This is a genomic window from Streptomyces sp. NPDC022910, from assembly GCF_055561075.1.
On record NZ_JBVHHL010000032.1, the window covers coordinates 41,255 to 60,124 of the forward strand.

The 18,870-nt window shown below is 70.3% G+C and carries 19 protein-coding genes and 1 tRNA gene; 4 read left to right on the forward strand and 16 right to left on the reverse strand.

Going from position 1 to position 18,870, the window contains the following annotated elements:
- Positions 1–75: 75 nt before the first annotated feature.
- Positions 76–498 carry a hypothetical protein gene (locus tag ACZ3TS_RS26940; RefSeq protein WP_467622758.1) on the reverse strand — a complete coding sequence of 141 codons (423 nt, stop codon included), beginning with the start codon at positions 496–498 and terminating at the stop codon, positions 76–78.
- Between the two features lie 686 nt (positions 499–1,184).
- On the opposite strand from ACZ3TS_RS26940, the gene ACZ3TS_RS26945 reads away from it, so the two are divergent.
- The 3 genes from ACZ3TS_RS26945 (at position 1,185) to fmdA (ending at position 3,455) form a co-directional block, all read left to right on the forward strand.
- On the forward strand, positions 1,185–1,463 hold the full coding sequence (locus ACZ3TS_RS26945) for an FmdB family zinc ribbon protein (RefSeq protein ID WP_467622658.1): 279 nt from the start codon (positions 1,185–1,187) through the stop codon (positions 1,461–1,463).
- Between the two features lie 82 nt (positions 1,464–1,545).
- Positions 1,546–2,181, forward strand: coding sequence for an AmiS/UreI family transporter (locus ACZ3TS_RS26950; RefSeq protein ID WP_467622660.1), 636 nt, complete (start codon positions 1,546–1,548; stop codon positions 2,179–2,181).
- 23 nt (positions 2,182–2,204) lie between these two features.
- Positions 2,205–3,455 carry a formamidase gene (fmdA, locus tag ACZ3TS_RS26955; RefSeq protein WP_467622663.1) on the forward strand — a complete coding sequence of 417 codons (1,251 nt, stop codon included), beginning with the start codon at positions 2,205–2,207 and terminating at the stop codon, positions 3,453–3,455.
- Between the two features lie 150 nt (positions 3,456–3,605).
- Here fmdA and ACZ3TS_RS26960 read toward each other — a convergent pair.
- The 14 genes from ACZ3TS_RS26960 to ACZ3TS_RS27025 form a co-directional block, all read right to left on the reverse strand.
- Positions 3,606–3,679: transfer RNA gene (locus ACZ3TS_RS26960), tRNA-Pro, on the reverse strand.
- Between the two features lie 104 nt (positions 3,680–3,783).
- Positions 3,784–4,143: an MmcQ/YjbR family DNA-binding protein gene (locus tag ACZ3TS_RS26965; RefSeq protein WP_467622665.1), complete on the reverse strand. Its 360-nt coding sequence runs from the start codon at positions 4,141–4,143 to the stop codon at positions 3,784–3,786.
- Positions 4,144–4,184: 41 nt separating this feature from the next.
- Positions 4,185–4,715 (reverse strand): GNAT family N-acetyltransferase, encoded by a 531-nt coding sequence (locus ACZ3TS_RS26970; RefSeq protein WP_467622667.1) that lies wholly within the window; start codon positions 4,713–4,715, stop codon positions 4,185–4,187.
- Positions 4,712–5,284, reverse strand: a complete 573-nt coding sequence (locus ACZ3TS_RS26975) for a helix-turn-helix domain-containing protein (protein WP_467622669.1) — start codon at positions 5,282–5,284, stop codon at positions 4,712–4,714. Before ACZ3TS_RS26975 ends, ACZ3TS_RS26970 begins: the two co-directional genes overlap by 4 nt.
- Positions 5,285–5,366: 82 nt before the next feature.
- Complete coding sequence (locus ACZ3TS_RS26980) at positions 5,367–6,272, reverse strand: LysR family transcriptional regulator (RefSeq protein WP_467622672.1); 906 nt, start codon at positions 6,270–6,272, stop codon at positions 5,367–5,369.
- A gap of 30 nt (positions 6,273–6,302) precedes the next feature.
- A complete protein-coding gene (locus ACZ3TS_RS26985; protein ID WP_467622675.1) occupies positions 6,303–7,502 on the reverse strand; it encodes a glycine C-acetyltransferase in 1,200 nt (399 codons plus the stop codon).
- Positions 7,503–7,537: 35 nt separating this feature from the next.
- The gene (tdh, locus tag ACZ3TS_RS26990; RefSeq protein ID WP_467622678.1) at positions 7,538–8,566 is read right to left on the reverse strand and encodes an L-threonine 3-dehydrogenase; all 1,029 of its coding nucleotides are present in this window, start codon (positions 8,564–8,566) and stop codon (positions 7,538–7,540) included.
- Between the two features lie 145 nt (positions 8,567–8,711).
- The gene (locus ACZ3TS_RS26995; RefSeq protein WP_467622680.1) at positions 8,712–8,873 is read right to left on the reverse strand and encodes a hypothetical protein; all 162 of its coding nucleotides are present in this window, start codon (positions 8,871–8,873) and stop codon (positions 8,712–8,714) included.
- A 157-nt stretch (positions 8,874–9,030) separates the two neighbouring features.
- A complete protein-coding gene (locus ACZ3TS_RS27000; RefSeq protein WP_467622683.1) occupies positions 9,031–9,591 on the reverse strand; it encodes a GAF domain-containing protein in 561 nt (186 codons plus the stop codon).
- Entirely contained in the window at positions 9,588–10,187 is a 600-nt protein-coding gene (locus tag ACZ3TS_RS27005; protein ID WP_467622686.1) for a GTP-binding protein, read from the reverse strand. Before ACZ3TS_RS27005 ends, ACZ3TS_RS27000 begins: the two co-directional genes overlap by 4 nt.
- Positions 10,165–10,536, reverse strand: coding sequence for a DUF742 domain-containing protein (locus ACZ3TS_RS27010; RefSeq protein WP_467622689.1), 372 nt, complete (start codon positions 10,534–10,536; stop codon positions 10,165–10,167). Before ACZ3TS_RS27010 ends, ACZ3TS_RS27005 begins: the two co-directional genes overlap by 23 nt.
- Before the next feature lie 2 nt (positions 10,537–10,538).
- Positions 10,539–10,961, reverse strand: coding sequence for a roadblock/LC7 domain-containing protein (locus tag ACZ3TS_RS27015; RefSeq protein ID WP_467622692.1), 423 nt, complete (start codon positions 10,959–10,961; stop codon positions 10,539–10,541).
- Between the two features lie 56 nt (positions 10,962–11,017).
- Positions 11,018–13,006 (reverse strand): sensor histidine kinase, encoded by a 1,989-nt coding sequence (locus ACZ3TS_RS27020; RefSeq protein ID WP_467622695.1) that lies wholly within the window; start codon positions 13,004–13,006, stop codon positions 11,018–11,020.
- A 655-nt stretch (positions 13,007–13,661) separates the two neighbouring features.
- Positions 13,662–15,833, reverse strand: coding sequence for a SpoIIE family protein phosphatase (locus ACZ3TS_RS27025; RefSeq protein WP_467622698.1), 2,172 nt, complete (start codon positions 15,831–15,833; stop codon positions 13,662–13,664).
- A gap of 313 nt (positions 15,834–16,146) precedes the next feature.
- Between ACZ3TS_RS27025 and ACZ3TS_RS27030 the strand changes: the two genes are divergently transcribed.
- Positions 16,147–17,388 (forward strand): ROK family protein, encoded by a 1,242-nt coding sequence (locus ACZ3TS_RS27030; protein ID WP_467622700.1) that lies wholly within the window; start codon positions 16,147–16,149, stop codon positions 17,386–17,388.
- A 91-nt stretch (positions 17,389–17,479) separates the two neighbouring features.
- Here the strand turns inward: ACZ3TS_RS27030 and ACZ3TS_RS27035 are convergent, their stop codons facing one another.
- Positions 17,480–18,859: a GH1 family beta-glucosidase gene (locus ACZ3TS_RS27035; RefSeq protein WP_467622703.1), complete on the reverse strand. Its 1,380-nt coding sequence runs from the start codon at positions 18,857–18,859 to the stop codon at positions 17,480–17,482.
- Positions 18,860–18,870: the final 11 nt, after the last annotated feature.

An 18,870-nucleotide genomic window follows, 5' to 3' on the forward strand; every position in this document is an offset into this window, starting at 1 on the left:
CCGCCAGCCACTCACCAACAGCCCGCGGCGGCCCACCGTTCAACGCCGGCGCGCCAAGGCTCGGGCTTGGGACCGTCAGAGCTTTCCGCCGATCTCACACGCCCGGCACGGCGGCCGGCCGCAGGTGCACTGCATGATGGCGTCGAGGACGTCGCGGTCGTGGTAGAGGCACTCGTCCTTGCACGTGTGGCGCGGGACGAATCCTGCCGGGATTTCACCTGGCCACGGCTCGTGCCCGTCCCTGCAGCGGGCGAACCGCTCGGGGTCGGTGGCGTGCAGGTCGTGCATGCTCGACCGCGCCTCGTCCTCCAACTCCCGCACCCGCTCCACCAGGCTCTTCAGCTCGGCGGCGATGCTGGAGTACCGGTCGGCGCCGGTCCTTACGTGCGCGGCCCGCAGTGCCATCGCCGCGTTACCCAAAAACCTGCCGGCATCCTGGAGATCGGTCACGTGATGCAACTGAATGCCGTTCACGCCTCGTACCCACACGGCGTTCATTTTGCTCACTGATCCGCCCTCCCGACGTTGCCTTGGATTTCTCGCGAGACAGTATGCGCGGCGCCGGTGCGTCCGCTTAAGGAAAAGTCAATCTATTTAAGAAACTAAAGGTCTCGGTCGCAACCGTCCAGCAAATTCTGAGGTGAGTCGGCTCACAGCAGAGGTGCTGGATCTTCCAATCAGTCTCTTGCTGATTGTTCGTCCGCCGCTGTCGGCGTTATCCGGTGACCGTGCAGGAGCGCGCTCAGGTCCCGGCAAGCCCACCGTCCTCGACGATCATGTACTCCGAGGGGGCTGGGCATCACCGCTCGTTCACGCTGAGGCTTCTGATGGGCCTCGGCGCACACTACGGGCTGCCGGAGCAGGTCGTGACAACTGTCGGCGTCAGTTCTGGCCCGGCACCCGTAGGACGTTCTCCACATGCGGTTACGAGTTGGTCCGCCCGTGCGAAAAAAGACGGGTGGGAAAATCCGTGCAGTACGTCGCACCGAGCGTCGCCGTGGGTCTCTTTGGAGCAGCGCCGGGCTTGCCATCAGGCCGTTCCGGGGGGAGGGCCCAGCCGTCCGGGACTTGACACGTGCATTTACGAGACGTCTCCTTGAAAGGAGGAAACGGACTGGCGCGTGCGCTTTTCGGGCGCCGCACAGATTCGGGTTGGCCAGCGTCCACCGGCTTCCGGAGTGGTGATGGCGACCTACGAATATCTATGCAGCCACTGTGGGCCTTTCGACGTGAAGTTGGCAATCGGAACGGCGCCCACGTCTTACGGCTGTCCTGCTTGCGCAGGCGCGGCAAGACGTCTGTACTCCGCGCCCGGCCTCGCGTTGACCTCGAGCGCGGCCGCCGCCCTCCATGACCGGGAGGAGCAGGCCCGGGAGGCCCCAGCAGTAGTTTCCGAAGTGCCGCCACGCAGAAGGATGGAACAGCACCCGCACCCCTCGCTCTCGCGGTTGCCGCGTCCCTGAGGGAGGTGGTTGACGGGGCAGAAGAACGTCTTGTGCGGGTTTTCGACGTCAGAACCCGGACACCGTTTGGAGGTGCGTCCCCGTGGGCAACGTGGGACTGCTCTTTGTCGGTGCGGTGCTGTTCATGAACGGGCTGTTGCTGCTGGGGAAGGTCGACGCCAAGTCCGCAGCAGTGTTCAACCTCTTCGTGGGTGGATTGCAGGTACTGACACCGACCTACCTCATCTTCACGGCCGGCGATGACCAGATGAAGATTCTGGCGGCATCCGGGATCTACCTGTTCGGATTCACCTACCTTTATGTGGGAATTGTCCTGCTCGCCGACATCGAAAAAATATGCGTCGGCTACTACTCCCTCTTTGTGGCGATCGTGGCCCTGGGGTATTCGTTCGTCAATTTCCACCTCTTCAAGGACTACCCCTTCGGAGCCATCTGGCTCTACTGGGCTTTTCTGTGGTTCCTGTTCTTCCTGCTGCTCGGTCTCAAGAAGACGGAGTTGTCCGACTATGTGGGCTGGGTGACGGCGATCGAGGGCTGGGTCACCGGTGTCATTCCCGCGGCGCTGCTGCTTTCCGGCTACTGGAAGCACACCTCGGAGATCGCCATCGCCCTCGGGGCCTTCGGTGTCGTCGTGTTCGCGGCGCTGTGGACGCTCACCAGGAGACCGCGGCAACCGGCCCCGGCCGGATCGGCCGGAGGTACGGGCACAACGTCCTGACCGGATCAGAATGAGAGGCTGTCATGCCCGAAGTCGTATTCAGTGTCGACCAGAGCAAGTCGATGCGTGACCAGGCCGTTCCCGGACACAACAGGTGGCACCCGGACGTCCCCAGCGTCACCATGGTGAAGCCGGGAGCGGAGTTCCGCATGGAGTGCCGCGACTGGACCGACTGCCAGATCGGCAACAACGACACCGCCAACGATGTACGCGACATCGACCTGAGCATCCCTCACATGCTCAGCGGCCCGATAGGCGTGGAGGGCGCCGAACCCGGCGACCTGCTCGTCGTCGACATACTCGACCTCGGCCCCGTGCCGCAGCAGACCGGGGACGCGGCGGGCCAGAGCTGGGGCTACACGGGCATCTTCGCCAAGGCCAACGGCGGTGGCTTCCTGACCGACTACTTCCCGGACGCCTACAAGGCGATATGGGACTTCCACGGACAGCAGGCCACGTCCCGTCATCTGCCCGGTATCCGCTTCACCGGGATCACCCACCCCGGGCTGTTCGGAACGGCACCGTCGGCCGAGATGCTCACCCGCTGGAACGCCCGCGAGAAGGCGCTGATCGACACCGACCCGAACCGGGTCCCGCCCCTCGCCCTACCGCCGGAGGGCACCAACGCACTCGCCGGCACGGCCACCGGCGACCTCGCCAAGCGCATCGCCGCGGAGGGCGCACGCACGGTTCCGGCCCGCGAGAACGGAGGTAACCAGGACATCAAGAACTTCACGCGTGGTTCGCGGGTCTTCTTCCCGGTGCACGTCAAAGACGCCAAGCTCTCGGGAGGCGACCTGCACTTCAGTCAGGGCGACGGAGAGATCACCTTCTGCGGCGCCATCGAGATGGGCGGCTTCATCGACTTCCACGTCGAGCTGATCAAGGGCGGCATGGAGAAGTACGGCATCTCGACCAACCCGGTGTTCATTCCGGGCAACGTCGAGCCGAGGTACACGGAGTTCCTCACCTTCATCGGAATCTCCGTCGACCACGACACGGACACGAACTTCTACATGGACGCGACACTGGCATACCGCCGGGCCTGCCTCAACGCCGTCGAGTACTTCAAGAAGTTCGGCTACAGCGGTGAGCAGGCCTACCTGCTGCTCGGCTCCGCACCCGTAGAGGGGCGCATCAGCGGCATCGTCGACATCCCCAACGCCTGCTGCTCGCTGTACGTACCCACCGCCATGTTCGACTTCGACGTCCGGCCCACCACCGCCGGCCCGATGAAGGCCGACCGCGGCCAGTGCGCGCTGACCACCGCCTGACCGGACAATGGCGGCCCCGCGGCCACGCACTGCGGGGCCGTACGATGCGGCGCCCGCTCCCCCAGGAGTCGGGGTTGCCACATTGCTCCCACTCACACGTGAGGGCGCTCCGAAGAGCGCCCTCACATGCGAATACATCCGACACTTCGGTCGGGACGACAGGATTTGAACCTGCGACCCCTTGACCCCCAGTCAAGTGCGCTACCAAGCTGCGCCACGTCCCGTTGCCCGCCTGACCTGGGATTTCCCCGGGCCCCACGCGCACAGAAACAATACCGCACTCGGGACGGTGGTCGCGCACCCGTTTGTGGGCCGTTCACTCTCTGTGTCAGTCCCCGGGCGCGAGTCCCAGCTCCGGATGGTTGTCGAGGAGGCGGGGCGGGGCGGCCTGACGCCACGAGTCGGCGAGGATGTCGTGCAGTTCCGCCTCGTCCTCCAAGGTGGCAAGGCGCACCCGGATCCAGGCGAACTGCGCCTCATGGCCGGCGACCCAGAACTTCCCGGGCTCGGCCAGGACCAGCTCGTCCCGCTCCTCCTTGGGGCAGCGCACCGCCATCGACGTCTCGTCCTCGGGCAACGTGGCGAACATCTTCCCCGCCACCCGGAACGTGGGCATGCTCCAGGCAGTCTTCTCCGTCGTGTCCGGCAAGGACAGGGCGATACGGCGTACGTCTTCGGCGTCCGGCATGTCTGGCACCGTAGCCAAGGCCACTGACAATCACCGCTCGCTCAGCGGATGAGAACCCCCACGCGCTTGTAGAAGATCGTCGTGGGATGGAGGGCGCCGGTCGGGGTCGCCGCGTAGTCCGGTATCACCCCGAGCCGGGTCCAGCCGGCCGAACTGTACAGGGACTCGGCCGGGCTGCCGGTCTCCGTGTCCAGGTGGAGCAGGGTGATGCCCGCCTCGGCGGCTGCCTGCTCGGCGGTGGTCAGCAGTCTGCGTCCCAGGCCCTGGCCGCGGGCGTCCCGGTGCACCATGAGCTTGACCAGTTCGGCCCGGTGGCGGCTGTTGGCCTTGTCCGGGTAGGCGAGGCTCACCGTGCCCGTCACCCGGTCCCCGGCCCGCGCCGCCCAGACCGCGAGAGTGCCCGTGTCGATCGCGGCCGCCCGTGTCCTCCACCAGGCGAGGGCCTCGGCCCGGTCGAGCGACGCGAGAAAGCCGATCGAGGCCCCGCCGTGCACGGTGTCGGTCAGCAGCTCGGCCAGCTCCACGGCCCGGGCGAGCACATCGGGCCCGTTCAGCCTGACGATCGCGGTCACGGGAGCACCACCACCAGTGCGTACCGAACGCCGTCGGGCCCAGGACAACGGAAGCGCGTCGGCCCCCACACCCGCAGCCGCAGACAGTCACCGGCGGCGAGCAGCTGCTCCCCGTCCTGTGCGGTCACCTCCAGCGTGCCGTCGAGGACCCAGATGTGCTGTTCGAGTCCGGGCACGGGCGGACGGTCGTAGGTGATGTCGGCACCCGCCGCGAGCCGTCCCTCGACGAGCTCGCCGCGCAGCCCCGGGTGCGGAGGGGACACGGACCGTCGTACGAAGCCGGAGGCCGTGTCCTCCCAGACGCTCTGGTCAGCGGTGCGCACCACCTGCGCGTGCTCCGCCTCGACCTCGCTCAGCAGCTGGGACATGGTGCGGCCGTAGACGCCGCACAGGCGGTTGAGCATCGAGGCCGTGGGGCTGATCTCGGCGCGTTCGGCCCGGGAGAGTGTCGAGCGGCTCACGCCGCTGCGCTCCGCCAGGTCACCCAGGGACCAGCCGCGTTCGGCGCGCAGCTCCGCGAGGCGCGTGGCCAGCCGTACGTCCACGGTGTCGGTCGTTTCGCTTCCCATACTCGGGACGCTATCCCGGATTCGGGATGCGAGTCCCGGATGTGAGAGGAATTTCCCAGAAATGAAACATGGCCCCCGGCGTTCAGTCCTCGGTCGCGGCCTCTGCCAGCGCGTCGAGCACCGGGCGGATCAGCGGGTGATCCTCCGTGCCCCGGCGCACGGCAGCGAAGACCCGGCGCGTGGGGGCGGCACCGTCGACCGGGCGGACGACCACGCCGGTGAGGTCCATGCCCCGCAGGGCGGAGCGGGGCACCAGGGCCACGCCCGCGTCGGCCGAGGCGAGCGCGACCACCGCGCGGAAGTCGTCCGAGGAGTGTTCGAGGCGGGGCTGGAATCCGGCGTGCTCGCAGGCCAGGACGACGACGTCATGGCAGGGATTGCCGGGGTACGGGCCGATCCACGGGTCCTTGGCCAGCTCGGCGAGCGGGACCTCGTCCGTGCCGGCGAGGCGGTGGGTGACCGGCACGACCGCATCGAAGGGCTCTGCGTACAGCGGGATGTGCGTGAGCCTGGGGTCGTCCGCGTCCGGCGCGCCCCGGTACTCGACGGCGACCGCCACGTCCACCTGCCGGTCGAGGACCATCGGCAGGCTCGCGTCGCCCTCGGCGTCATGGACGCGGACCCGGATGCCGGGTGCCGTGTGCGTGAGCCGGGCCAGCGCGGGGGCCACGACCAGGCCGATGCCGGTGGCGAAGGAGGCGAGTGTGACCGTGCCCGCCGAACCCGCGCCGTACGCCGCGAGCTCCGCCTCGGCCCGCTCGAGCTGGGCGAGGACGGCGTTGGTGTGGCTGAGCAGGATCTCGCCGGCCGGGGTCAGCCGTACGCCCTTGGCACTGCGCTCGACGAGCCGGTGACCGGTCTCCTGCTCCAGGGCGGTGAGCTGCTGGGACACCGCGGAGGGGGTGAGATAGAGCGCGGCGGCAGCGGCCGTCACCGTGCGGTGGTCGGCCACCGCACGGAGGATGTGGAGCCGCCGCGCTTCGATCATGCGGACGATTATCGCAAGAGGTCCGGCGGGTCAGCCGTCCAGCTCGGCCCTCGCCGCCACGAACGCGTCGACCGCGCGGTTGACGTCGTCCGTGGAGTGCGCGGCGGAGAGCTGCACCCGGATGCGGGCCTGGTCCTGCGGCACCACCGGGTAGGAGAAGCCGATGACGTAGACGCCGCGCTCCAGCAGCAGCTCGGCCATGCGGCCGGCCTTCGCGGCGTCGCCGATCATGACCGGGGCGATGGCGTGGTCGCCGGGCAGGATGTCGAAACCCTCCTCGGTCATACGGCGCCGGAAGAGAGCGGTGTTCTCGGCCAGCCTCTCGCGCAGGTCGCCGGCCGACTCCAGCAGATCGAGCACCTTGAGCGAGGCCGCCGCGATCACCGGCGCGAGCGTGTTCGAGAAGAGATACGGACGCGAGCGCTGGCGCAGCAGGGCGACGATCTCGGCTCGGGCGGCGACATAACCGCCGGAGGCGCCGCCGAGCGCCTTGCCGAGGGTGCCCGTGATGATGTCGACGCGGTCCATGACGCCGTGCAGTTCGGGGGTGCCGCGGCCACCGGGGCCGACGAAGCCGACGGCATGCGAGTCGTCGACCATGACCATGGCGTCGTGACGGTCGGCGAGGTCGCAGATCTCGCGCAGCGGGGCCACATAGCCGTCCATGGAGAAGACGCCGTCGGTGACGATCAGCTTGCGGCGGGCGCCGCCCTCGGAGGCCTCCTTCAGCTGACGCTCCAGATCCGCCATGTCGCGGTTGGCGTAGCGGAAGCGGCGGGCCTTGGACAGACGGATACCGTCGATGATCGATGCGTGGTTGAGGGCGTCGGAGATCACCGCGTCCTCCGGGCCGAGGAGGGTCTCGAAGACGCCGCCGTTGGCGTCGAAGCACGAGGAGTACAGGATCGTGTCCTGCTGGCCGAGGAACGCGGACAGCCGCGCCTCAAGCTCCTTGTGCACCTCCTGCGTACCGCAGATGAAGCGCACGGACGCCATGCCGTACCCCCAGCGGTCCAGCGCCTCATGGGCGGCGGCGATCACCTCGGGGTGGTCGGCGAGGCCCAGATAGTTGTTGGCACAGAAGTTGAGCACTTCGCCGCGGCGGCCGCCCGCGGTGACGTGCACGGTCGCGGACTGCGGGCTGTCGATCACGCGCTCGGGCTTGTGCAGCCCGGCGGCGCGGATCTCGTCGAGGGTCGCGCGGAGGTCGTCGCGCACGGAGTCGAACATCAGGAAGCTCCTAAAGTGCTTGCACCGGAAGAGAGTCACGCATTCCAGTCGAGGATGACCTTGCCGCCCTTGCCACTCGCCGCGTCCGCGAACGCCGCCTCGTGGTCGCGGTAGTCGTACCGGCCGGTGATCACCGGCGAGAGGTCGAGCCCGCCCTCCAGCAGGACCGACATGGCGTACCACGTCTCGAACATCTCGCGGCCGTAGATGCCCTTGATCGTGATCATGGAGGTGACGATCCGGGCCCAGTCGACGGGGAACTCCTGGGACGGCAGGCCGAGCACGGCGATCCGGCCTCCGTGCGTCATGTTGGCGATCATGTCGCGCATCGCCTCCGGGCGGCCGGACATCTCCAGGCCGATGTCGAAGCCCTCGCGCAGTCCGAGCTCGCGCTGGCCCTCGGCGATCATGGCGTCCGAGACGTTCAGCGCGAGGCTCACCCCGATCTTGCGCGCCAGCGCCAGGCGCTCCTCGCTGACATCGGTGACGACGACGTTTCGGGCGCCCGCGTGCCGGGCCACGGCGGCGGCCATCAGCCCGATCGGGCCGGCGCCGGTGATCAGGACGTCCTCGCCGACCAGCGGGAAGGAGAGGGCCGTGTGGACGGCGTTGCCGAACGGGTCGAAGATCGCGGCGACGTCGAGGTCGACGGGGACCCGGTGCACCCATACGTTCGAGGCGGGCAGCGCCACGTACTCGGCGAACGCACCGTCGCGCCCGACGCCGAGCCCGACCGTCGCCCGGCACAGATGGCGGCGCCCGGCCAGACAGTTGCGGCACTTGCCGCACACCAGGTGACCCTCGCCGCTGACCCGGTGGCCGACCTTGATGTCGGTGACGTCGCGACCGGTTCCGACGACCTCGCCGACGAACTCGTGCCCGACCACGAGCGGCGTGCGGATGGCCTGCTGCGCCCAGCCGTCCCAGGACCGGATGTGCAGATCGGTGCCACAGATCCCCGTCCTGAGGACCTTGATCAATACGTCGCCGGGGCCGACCTGCGGCTCCGGGACGTCCGTGAGCCAGAGCCCCGGTTCCGCCTTCTCCTTGACCAGCGCCTTCAAAGCTACGGCTCCTGTGGGTGAAATCCCGGAACAAGGCATGACGAAGGGGCCCGTACCGGGGAGAGGGGTGGGATCGCCTAGAAATCTGCCGTACGGGGGCGCCACGGTCCATCGAGGATTTCTTAAGCTCGGCCGCAGCTTTCCTTCACGCCACGTACCGCACCACCCCGGTCCGCCCCCGCTCGAAGCAGGCCACTGACTCCGGATCCAGCGGCGGTACCTCGTACGGCGCGCCGCCCACACGCAGTGACTCGGTCGCCCGGAACCCGGCGGCCACCGCCGGATCGTGCTCGGCGACGACGGTCATTCGGGAGCCGCGGTCGGGACGGTGGGCGAGGCGGACGAGGCGGGCGAGCGGCCGCGCAGGCCGAAGCCGAGGACACCGATGCGCAGATCGGTCATGGTGTGCCCTTCCCTCGGCGGTTCAGGGGGTGCGGACGACGCTGCGGGGGGCGGACACAGCCTCAGATGCCGTCGTTCTCCCTCCCTTCGATCCGCTCGACCAGCTCGGCGGCCAGCGCCTTGATGGTCTCCAGGCCCGCCCGGCCCCAGGGGCGCGGTTCGACGTCGGCGGCGCAGACCGTGCCGAGGGCTATGCCCGTGCGGTCGACGAGCGGGGCGCCGAGGTAGGAACGGACGCCGAGTTCGTCGACGACCGGGTTGCCGGCGAAGCGGGGGTAGTCGCGGACGTCCTCCAGGACGAGCGCCTTGCGGCGGACGACCACATGCGGGCAGAAGCCGTACTCACGGGCCAGGTGGCGGACCGGTTGCGCATGCGGGCCGTCCGGACCGGCGAGGGAGATGAGCGGACGGTCGTCGGGCTGATGGAGTCCCGCGAAGAACTGCCCGTGCTCGTCGATGAAGTTCACCATCGCGTAGGGCACCGCGGCGAGGGCGGCGATCCGGTCCGCGAAGGCGTCGAACTCCGGTTCCGCGCGCTCACCGAGGCCGAGCCCGCGCAGTCTGCGGACGCGTGCGGCGACGTCCTTGTCCTCGGGCGTCAGCAGCAGCCGGCCCAGGGTCATGGGTGGGCTCCGTGGCTCGGGGCCGCCGCCGGGGCGTGGGCGAGGAGATGGCGGACGAGTGTGAGCAGGGTCTGCACCCCCGAGCTGGAGATCCGGGCGTCGCAGCACACGACGGGGATCTCGGGGTCGAGGTCCATGGCGGAGCGCACCTCCTCGGGGTCGTAGCGGTGAGCGCCGTCGAACTCGTTGATGGCGACGACGAATCCGAGGCCGCGCTGCTCGAAGAAGTCGACGGCCGCGAAGCAGTCCTCCAGGCGGCGGGTGTCGGCGAGGATCACCGCACCGAGTGCGCCCTCCGACAGCTCGTCCCACATGAACCAGAACCGTTCCTGTCCGGGGGTGCCGAACAGATACAGCACGTGCTGCGGGTCGAGGGTTATGCGGCCGAAGTCCATCGCGACGGTCGTCTCGACCTTGTTCTCGATGCCTTCGAGACTGTCGGTCGCGGCGCTGACCGTGGTGAGCAGCTCCTCCGTGCTCAGCGGCGCGATCTCGCTCACCGCGCCCACGAAGGTCGTCTTGCCTACTCCGAACCCTCCCGCCACCAGGATCTTCAGCGCGGTGGGAAAGGGGTCAGAGCTGTCGTCGTAATCCATCGAGCACTGCCTCCAGAAGAGACCGGTCAGTGGGGTTGTCGTGGAACTCGGGGGGTTTGGTGGTCAGCGCCCCGCAGTCGACGAGGTCGGACAGCAGCACTTTGGTGACCACCGCCGGCAGCTTCAGGTGGGCGGCTACCTCGGCGACCGATACGGGTGCCCGGCACAGGTCGAGTGCCTTGGCGTGCTCGGGGCCGAGGTAGCCGAGGGGGGCGGCACCGGTGACCATCAGCTGCGAGAGGAGATCGAGCGCTGTGCTCGGCCGGGTGCGGCCGTTGCTGACGGTGTAGGGACGCACCAGCCGTCCGGCCGCGTCGTCGAGCCAGGGGCCGTCGCCGGCCGCGGTCACGCTCAAGACCTGATCGCCGTGGGCCGGCGGGGCGCGGTCATCAGGTAGGGCCGCACGCTCTTGACGAGCATCGCCATCTCGTAGCCGAGGACGGCCGCGTCGGCCTCACGGCGGGCGAGGACGGCCAAACAGGTGCCGGAGCCCGCGGTGGTGACGAACAGCAGCGTCCGGTCCAGCTCGACGACGACCTGCCGGACGTCGCCGCCGTCTCCGAAGCGGACACCCGCGCTGCGGCCGAGGGAGTAGAGGCCGGAGGCCAGGGCGGCCATGTGGTCGGCGCTGTCCGCGTCGAGGCCGTGCACGGACTTCACGAGCCCGTCGCTGGACAGGAGGACCGCGCTCGTGGTGTGCGGTACGCGCTGGACGAGGCCGCTCATCAGCCAGTCGAGGTCGGAAACATGGGCGGTCGGCACTTCGCTCGCCATGGTGGATCGACTCCTTGGGGTACGCGGGTCTGCGGGAGCGGGCGGGGTCGTTGCGGTCATCCGGGCGGTGCGCTCCCGTCGTGCCGGGCGGTCGGGTCCTGGTCGGGCACGTGCGGGGCGCGTGCTTCGGCTGTGCGCGCCGGGTCCCCGGCCGGTGCGCCGGGGGAGGGCGCCGGTGCCTCACAGGTGGGCGCCGTGTCGAGGTGCACGGTGTCGCGAGGCCCATCGGTGTGCCTGGAAGCGGCGGTTCCCCGGCGGGTGTCCTCCTCGGTGCGCTCGGGCTCCGGCTGCTGCTCGGCCTCCGCGAGGCCGATGCCCCGTTGGAAGGCGGCCATCAGGCCCGGGTCGTGGCCGATGTGCTGGTCGGAATCCTGGCGGGCGAGCGGCGTGGGGCCACCGCGCAGTTGGGGTGCGATGTGCTCCTGAGCGCGGCGCCGGGGCAGTCGAGGCTTGCCGATGGTGCCGCGCACGGTGCCGACCAGCGGCATCGTCGGTCTGCCCGCGTTCTGCTCGGCGGTCGCCCGGCCGCCGGGACGGATGCCGGGCAGCGCCTCGGCGGGATTGGCCCGTGAGGTGTCGGCGTCTCGTAGGGGCAGCGGGGACGGGCCGTGATCGCCCGGGATCGCGTCGCTCTCGGGCTGCCCCGGCCCGGGGTGCGCGCAGTGGTCGAAGGCGCCGGGCGACGGGCGCACGGGCGGGGTGCCTCGCGGTGGCGGGACCCGGGTGTGGGAACTCCCGGGGGCCACCCCCTGCGGGCCGGAGGCACCGGGCGTCGCAAGCGGTCCCGTGCCCGGGTTCCCCTGCGGCACCAGCGGTGCCAGGGTCATGTCCCTGTTGGCTGCCGGCCCGAGCAGCCCCTGCGGGACGACGAGCACCGCCTGCACGCCACCGTAGATGTTGGTCTGCAGCCGGACGTGAATGCCGTGTCTACGGGCGAGCTGGGAGACGACGAACAGGCCGATGCGGCCGTCTGCCAGCAAACTGGCGACGTTGACCTGGTCGGGGTCGGTGAGAAGGGCGTTCATCCTGCTCTGTTCGGCCGGCGGCATGCCGAGCCCGCGGTCCTCGACCTCGACGGCGAGCCCCGAGGTGACGAGGCCAGCCCGCAGCAGGACCTGGGTGTGCGGCGCCGAGAACACCGTGGCGTTCTCGACCAGTTCGGCCAGCAGATGGATGACGTCGGCGACGGCGTGGCCGCGCAGGGTGCCGTCGATCGGCGGCACGAGCCGAACCCGCGAGTACTGCTCGACCTCGGCGATCGCCGAGCGCAGCACCTCGGTCATGGACACCGGGTGGCTCCACTGGCGGCGCGAGACCGCGCCGCCGAGCACGGCGAGGTTCTCGGCGTGGCGCCGGATCCGCGTGGCCAGGTGGTCGACGTGGAAGAGGCCCTTGAGCAGGTCGGGGTCCTCGATCTCGTTCTCCAACTCGTCGAGGATCGAGATCTCACGGTGCACGAGGGACTGAAGGCGCCGTGCGAGATTGACGAAGACTTCGAGCTTCTGTTCGCTGCCCGTGTGGCTGGAGAGCTGTGAGGCCTGGACGACGGCGGCGACGGCACCGTCGTGGGCGCGCGCCAGCTCGGCGGCGAACAGTTCGAAGGCGTCGGCGTCCGCGGCGGGTTTGCCCCGCGGTTTGCGCACGGGCGGCACCTCGCCGCGGCGAAGCGCCTCGACCAGGGCACGCAGGTCGGCCTCGCCACGGGCGCCGGCGCGGCGCAGTGCCTCGATCCGGGCCGCCACGGATGCGGCGGCGCGTCCGGCAGCCACGGCGGCGATCACGATGCCGACGACGGTCACTCCGAAGGCGCCCGCAAGCACGGCCCAAAGCGTGAGGGTAGGGCGTGCGCCGGTGGAGCGAACGGTGAAGAGCACGGAGGCGCAGGCGCTGAGGGCCACCGCGACGGGCGGCAGGATCGCCAGGCGCAGCAGCTGGGGCCGTATCCCGGTCTCGGGCGGTGAGGGGACGGTGCGGGCGACCGGCCGCCCGTGCCGCCCGCCCTCACGGCGGTCTGCGCGTGCGGCCGGTGCGCGAAGGTGAGACATCGGCGTCCTCGTACTGGTGCGTCGGGGCGTGGGGGCTCCCGCGGGTCTGCGCGACTCGGGCATGCGCCATCGCGGTGCCGGTCGAAAGAGCCGAAGAAATCGGCCACTGCATCGCCCGGCGGCAACTCAGAGTAGTCGCCCATGAGGCATGTGCGGTGGGCTGTTGACAAAGTCCTCCGGAGAGCTTCCCGCTCTGGTATGAGGCGTCGTACGGCAGACCGATAACCGCGCCGAAGAGGCGCTCCCGTACGTGAACGAACCGATCAGAGCTGGTCAGAAGCGGTCGTGGCCAAAAAGAGGGCCGAGGAGCCAATGCTTCCCCGGCACTCGCCGACGGTCGAAGCCGACCGGGTACTCGGCCCGCCGGGACCGCTCCGGCTCCCCCGAGTCCCCGGCGCCCTCTCTGGAAAAGTCACCCCGCGTGTCGGCGGCCGTCGCCGGCTCGGGTCGATCGCCACCCCGCGCCACCACGGCTCGGATGGTCTCGGCCGTGGGCCCGAAGGGCTCGCCGAGGTGCGTCGGCGCGAACCGCGCACCGGCCGCCCGTCCTGGAAGTCGAGGGTGGCGCGCGCCCTCCTCGGTGGGCATGTGGATGATCCGGACAATGCGGGCGACGACGGCATCACCTGTGCCGACAGCAACTGCAACAGGACCCCTATGTGGCGGTGAGAACCAGTGCGGCCTGATCGTCGAGGGTGGCATTGCCGGCGAACGCGGTGACTGCGGCGGTGACGGACTCGATCAGGCCGACGGCGGTGGGCGTCGTGGTGGGGAGCGCGGCAAGGGAGTCAGCCAGGCGGTCCTCACCGAAGAACTCGCCGTCGGCGGAGCGCGCCTCGGTGACGCCGTCGGTGGCCAGGACCAGACTGTCGCCGGGGCACAGGTCGACGCTGCACGGGCACAAGTCGGGGTCGGGACCGATGCCCAACAGCAGTCCCGAGGCGGCGAGTTCCTCGACCCGGCCGTCGGCGCGGCGGACGAGAGGCGGTACGTGGCCCGCGCGAATCAGGGAAAGCGCGAGGTGGGACGCGGTGTGCCGCAGCTCGCCGTAAACGAGCGAAACGAACTGGCCCTCAGCGCCGCTGCTCTCCCTCAGCGCGTCGTTGATGGCGGCGACCACCGCCGCCGGCTCGCTCAGGAGGCGGGCGGCGGCGCGTGCGGTGTGGCGGACCATGCCGGTGGTGGTGGCGGCCAGCGCGCCGCGTCCGCACACATCGCCGATCATGAACGCCCAGCGGTCGTCGGGCAGCGGGAAGACGTCGTAGAAGTCGCCGCCGACGTCGAGCCCTTCACCGGCCGGATGATACGAGGCCGCCAAGGTGGCGCCGGGAATCCTGGGCAACTTGGGAGGCAGCAGGCCCGTCTGCAGATCGCGCGCCAGCCGGACCCGGTCGGTGAACTGGTGGGCGTTGTCGGCACTCGAAGCGGCCCGGCGGGCGAGCTCCTCGGCCAGGGCGATCGTGTGGCCGTCCAGCGGCAGATCGGTGGCCAGGAGAGTGAGCACGCCGAAGGTGCGGCCCCGAGTGGCCAGCGGCACGCAGACGTAACCGGTGATGCCGACCTGCGCGCCGAGACCGCCCACACGGGCGGTTTCAGTGGTGCCGGAGGCCAGCACGCGTGCGACGGCGGCGTCCACCTCCTCGCGCAGTGCGGAGGAATCCAGGAGCTCCTCCCCCGCCCCGGTCGAGGCGGCGACGGCGATGCGCCGGGTCTGCCCACGCTCGACCACATGGACGGCACACAGCGGCGCGAGGGCCGGCACGGTCAGCCGGGCCATGCGCTGCAGGCAGTCGGAATAGTGTGGCTCGCTCGTGACGGCGGTGCTGGCTTCCAACACGAAGGCCAGATCCTCAAGGGCTGCCTTCTCGCGTTTCTGGGCGGCGTGGCTCGCCTCCACCGTGCGGTGGCGTTCGATGGCCAGCGCGGCTATGCGGGCGAACGCGGCGCTGAGCGCCAGGTCCTTCTCCTCGGGAGCCTTCGGAGTGCGGTGGTACATCGCGAAGGTGCCCAGCAACCGGCCGTCCGAGTCCTCGATCGGCGTGGACCAGCACGCCGCGACCCCGGCCTGCAGGGCCAGGTCGCGGTAGTCGTTCCACAGGGGGTCGGTGGCGATGTCGGTGACGATCACCGGTTCGCGCCGGTAGGCGGCCGTGCCGCACGAACCGACACCCTCGCCGATGGGCGCCCCGTGGACCGCCTCGTTGTAGAAGTCGGGCAGGCACGGAGCGAAGCCGTGCAGCAGGTGCTCTCCGTCGGGATCGCTGAGCAGAACCGAGACGATCGTGTCCGGGGAGACCTCCTCGATCGCCTTGGCCATGCCGCAGAGGATCTCGTCCAACGGGGCGTCGCGTGCGATCTGCTCCAGGAGCGCGCGTTGCTCGGCTGCCAGGAGGTGCTCGTGATGGTACGCCGTGGTCTCGACGGCGATGACCACGACCCCGTCGACCATGCCGGCCGCGTCCCGGCGGGGCTCGTAGGTGACGTCGAAGAAGCCCTCCCGCTGCTTGCCCGGCCCGCCGAGCATGAGCCGCGAGTCTCGGACCCGGTACGCGACGCCCGTACGGTAGACGGTGTCGAGCCGGTCGAGGACGCCCTGCGCAGCGAGTTCCGGAACGAGCTCTCCGATCGGCTCACCGACACGCACGCGATCTTCCCCGAGGACCTCGAAGTACGCCGGGTTCGCCGCTTCCACCACGTGTTTGGGGCCGCCCAGCGCAGCGAAGATCACCGGCGCCTGGCCGAACAGTTCCGCGTACTCGTCGCGCCGTCGGTCGACGACGTCGGGATGGGCTGCGCCCAAGCTGTGGTAATCCGGACGTATGGACATGGCAGGCGCCTTTTCCTGTCCTCTCCGCTCGCTTCCCCCGTCGGGTCCTCTCCACTGTGACACACGTCTCAGTGTTTCCAGGCCTGCGATCCCGGGAGATCGTCCGAGCACGGCGTCAGCGCTCGCCCGCGAGGTCGCCGGGCAGGGGGGACGCCACCGCTTGTCCGACTTCCTCGCCCGCATCCTCCGTCCACTCGCCGGGCTCGGCCCAGAGGTGCGGCGCCCGGCCTGTTCTGCTCCCGCTCGCGAAGAGGGCCGCTCATCGGGTGCGGACACCGCTTCACCTGCGCGAATCGATACCCTCGACGGCACGATGAACAACACTCCGATCTCCCTGGGTCCGAAGGCCGACAAGGCGACGGTCCGCCGGCACAACCTCAGTCTGGTGCTGCGGGCCGTGCACGACGCGGGCGACGCCACCCGGGCCGCGGTCGCCGCCCGCGTCGGGCTGACCAGGGCCGCGGTGTCCTCCCTGGTCGAACAGCTGCTGGAGAACGGCTTCCTGACCGAATGGGGCAAGACCAGCAGCGGCCAGGTGGGACGCCCCGGCACGGTGCTGAAGGTGGCGCGTACCGGCCCGGCCGGGCTCGGTGTGGAGATCAACGTCGACTACATCGTCGTCTGTGTGGTGGACCTCGCCGGCACCGACCGGGTCCGACTCGTCGAGCACGTCGACAACCGCGGGGTGCAGCCCTCGGAGGTGCTCGCGCGCGCCGCACAGCTGGCCGCGCGCGCCCTGGGATCGGCCGCCGAACAGGGTCTGACACCGGTCGGCGCCCATGTCGTGGTGCCTGGCCTGGTCACCGGCGGCACCGTCCGGCAGGCCCCCAACCTCGGCTGGACCCGGGTCGCCGTCGAGGGGCTGTTCGCCCAGTCGCTGCACTCCCTCGCCTCCATCCGGCGCCCGCTGCCGGTCAGCTCCGACAACGAGGCCAACGCCGCGGCCCTCGCCGAGCTGTGGTACGGCGCCGGCACCGAGGGCGTGCGCAGCTTCCTTTATCTGACCGGTGAAATCGGCATCGGCGGGGCGCTGGTCGTCGGCGGTGAGGTGCTGCGTGGCGCGCACGGCTTCGCCGGCGAGATCGGGCACATGGTGGTCGACCCCAACGGCCCGCTGTGCCCGTGTGGGGCCCACGGCTGCCTGGAGCAGTACGCCGGGCAGGCCGCGCTGCTGGACGCCGCCGGCATCACCACCACCGCCGGCGTGCTGGGCATCGCCGAACTCCAGCGGCGGGTGCGCCGCGCCGACCCCGACGCCCTCGCCGCCGTCGAACGCGCCGGACGGCAGCTGGGCTACATCGTCTCCGGCGCGGTGAACCTCTTCGACCCGGACGCGGTGATGCTCGGCGGGTTCTACCGGGTGCTCGCCCGCTGGCTGGCGCCCGCCGTGGAACGGGAGCTGTCCCGCAGGGTGGTCTCGGGGCTGTGGACCAGGGACAGCGGCCGGCTGCGGGCCGCCTCCCCGCTGGGCGACGCGGCCAGGGGAGCGGCCGGGGTGATCGTGCAGGAGGTGCTCGCCGACCCGGCGGCCCTCGCCGACCGCGCCGACGACTGAAAACGCCCGGCACGCTCCGGCCGCGCGCGAGCCGCGGACGCCGAGGAGGGTGGCGGCACACCTGCCGCCGCCCCTCCCGGGCCGCATGCCGTCAGCCGCGCTGGGCGGCGATCATCGACCGGTACCAGTGGTAGCTGTCCTTCGGGGTGCGCACCTGGGTGTCGTAGTCGACCCGTACGATCCCGAACCGCTTGTCGTAGCCGAAGGCCCACTCGAAGTTGTCCAGCAGCGACCACACGTAGTAGCCCCGGACGTCGACACCGGCGTCGATCGCCGCGCGCAGCGCAGTCAGGTGGCCGCGCAGGTACTCGACCCGGTCGGTGTCGTGCACCGCGCCGTCCTCGCTCACAGCGTCGTGCTCGGCGGAGCCGTTCTCGGTGATGTGGATCGGCGGCAGGGCGTCGCCGTACTGCTTCTTCAGCGCCACCAGCAGATCGGTGAGGGTGTCCGGCGCGACCGCCCAGCCCATCGCGTTCTCCCGGACGTCCGGCATCCGGACCTCCTCGTACCGGTTGTCGGTCGCCACCCGTTTCCCCGGGTCGGCCTCGCGCAGCGGGGCGTCGGCGACCACGATCGGCCGGTAGTAGTTGATGCCGAGGAAGTCCAGCGGCTGCGAGATCAGCTCCAGGTCGCCGTCCCGGCGGAAGTCCGCTCCGGTGATCAGCTCGCCGAAGGTGTCCTCCTCGGTCGCCGCGTAGCGGCCCGCCAGGAGCGGCTCGGTCCACACCAGGTTGTGCTGGGTGTCCGCGCGGACCACGGCCGCGAGGTCGGCCGCCGAGTCGGTGGCGGGCAGATTGCGGTCGAGGTTGAGGGTGATCCCGACCTCGCGTACCCCGGCCGACCGCAGCGCCTGCACCGCGAGACCGTGGCCGACCAGCAGGTGGTGCACGGCGGCCAGCGCGGGACGGCCCTCTCTGGCGCCCGGCGCGTGCCGGCCGACGGAGTAGCCGAGGAACGCGCTGCACCAGGGCTCGTTGAGGGTGATCAAGCGCGGCACCCGGTCGCCCAGGCGCTCGGCCACCACGGCCGTGTACTCGGCGAAACGCTCCGCCGTCTCGCGCACCCGCCAGCCGCCTCGGTCCTCCAGCGCCTGCGGCAGGTCCCAGTGGTACAGGGTGGTGGCCGGCTCGATGCCCGCCTCCAGCAGCGCGTCCACCAGCCGGGAGTAGAAGTCCAGGCCCTTGGGGTTCACCGGGCCACTGCCGTCGGGCACGATCCGCGGCCAGGCGATGGAGAACCGGTACGAGTCCACGCCCAGTTCGCGCAGCAGCGCCACGTCCTCGGGGTAGCGGTGGTAGTGGTCGCAGGCCACGTCACCGGTGTCGCCGTTCACCACCAGACCGGGGGTGTGGCTGTAGGTGTCCCAGATGGAGGGGCCGCGGCCGTCCTCCCGCGCGGCGCCCTCGATCTGGTACGAGGCGGTGGCGGCGCCGAAGACGAAGCCGGAGGGGAATCCGGTAAAGCCACTCATCAGGCGATGTC

Coding starts and splice junctions, on each gene's coding strand:
- ACZ3TS_RS26940 (WP_467622758.1), bottom strand. CDS start 498: ATGAACGCCGTGTGGGTACGAGGCGTGAACGGCATTCAGTTGCATCAC.
- ACZ3TS_RS26945 (WP_467622658.1), top strand. CDS start 1,185: ATGGCGACCTACGAATATCTATGCAGCCACTGTGGGCCTTTCGACGTG.
- fmdA (WP_467622663.1), top strand. CDS start 2,205: ATGCCCGAAGTCGTATTCAGTGTCGACCAGAGCAAGTCGATGCGTGAC.
- ACZ3TS_RS26965 (WP_467622665.1), bottom strand. CDS start 4,143: ATGCCGGACGCCGAAGACGTACGCCGTATCGCCCTGTCCTTGCCGGAC.
- ACZ3TS_RS26975 (WP_467622669.1), bottom strand. CDS start 5,284: ATGGGAAGCGAAACGACCGACACCGTGGACGTACGGCTGGCCACGCGC.
- ACZ3TS_RS26980 (WP_467622672.1), bottom strand. CDS start 6,272: ATGATCGAAGCGCGGCGGCTCCACATCCTCCGTGCGGTGGCCGACCAC.
- ACZ3TS_RS26985 (WP_467622675.1), bottom strand. CDS start 7,502: ATGTTCGACTCCGTGCGCGACGACCTCCGCGCGACCCTCGACGAGATC.
- ACZ3TS_RS26995 (WP_467622680.1), bottom strand. CDS start 8,873: ATGACCGTCGTCGCCGAGCACGATCCGGCGGTGGCCGCCGGGTTCCGG.
- ACZ3TS_RS27000 (WP_467622683.1), bottom strand. CDS start 9,591: ATGACCCTGGGCCGGCTGCTGCTGACGCCCGAGGACAAGGACGTCGCC.
- ACZ3TS_RS27005 (WP_467622686.1), bottom strand. CDS start 10,187: ATGGATTACGACGACAGCTCTGACCCCTTTCCCACCGCGCTGAAGATC.
- ACZ3TS_RS27015 (WP_467622692.1), bottom strand. CDS start 10,961: ATGGCGAGCGAAGTGCCGACCGCCCATGTTTCCGACCTCGACTGGCTG.
- ACZ3TS_RS27020 (WP_467622695.1), bottom strand. CDS start 13,006: ATGTCTCACCTTCGCGCACCGGCCGCACGCGCAGACCGCCGTGAGGGC.
- ACZ3TS_RS27025 (WP_467622698.1), bottom strand. CDS start 15,833: ATGTCCATACGTCCGGATTACCACAGCTTGGGCGCAGCCCATCCCGAC.
- ACZ3TS_RS27030 (WP_467622700.1), top strand. CDS start 16,147: ATGAACAACACTCCGATCTCCCTGGGTCCGAAGGCCGACAAGGCGACG.
- ACZ3TS_RS27035 (WP_467622703.1), bottom strand. CDS start 18,859: ATGAGTGGCTTTACCGGATTCCCCTCCGGCTTCGTCTTCGGCGCCGCC.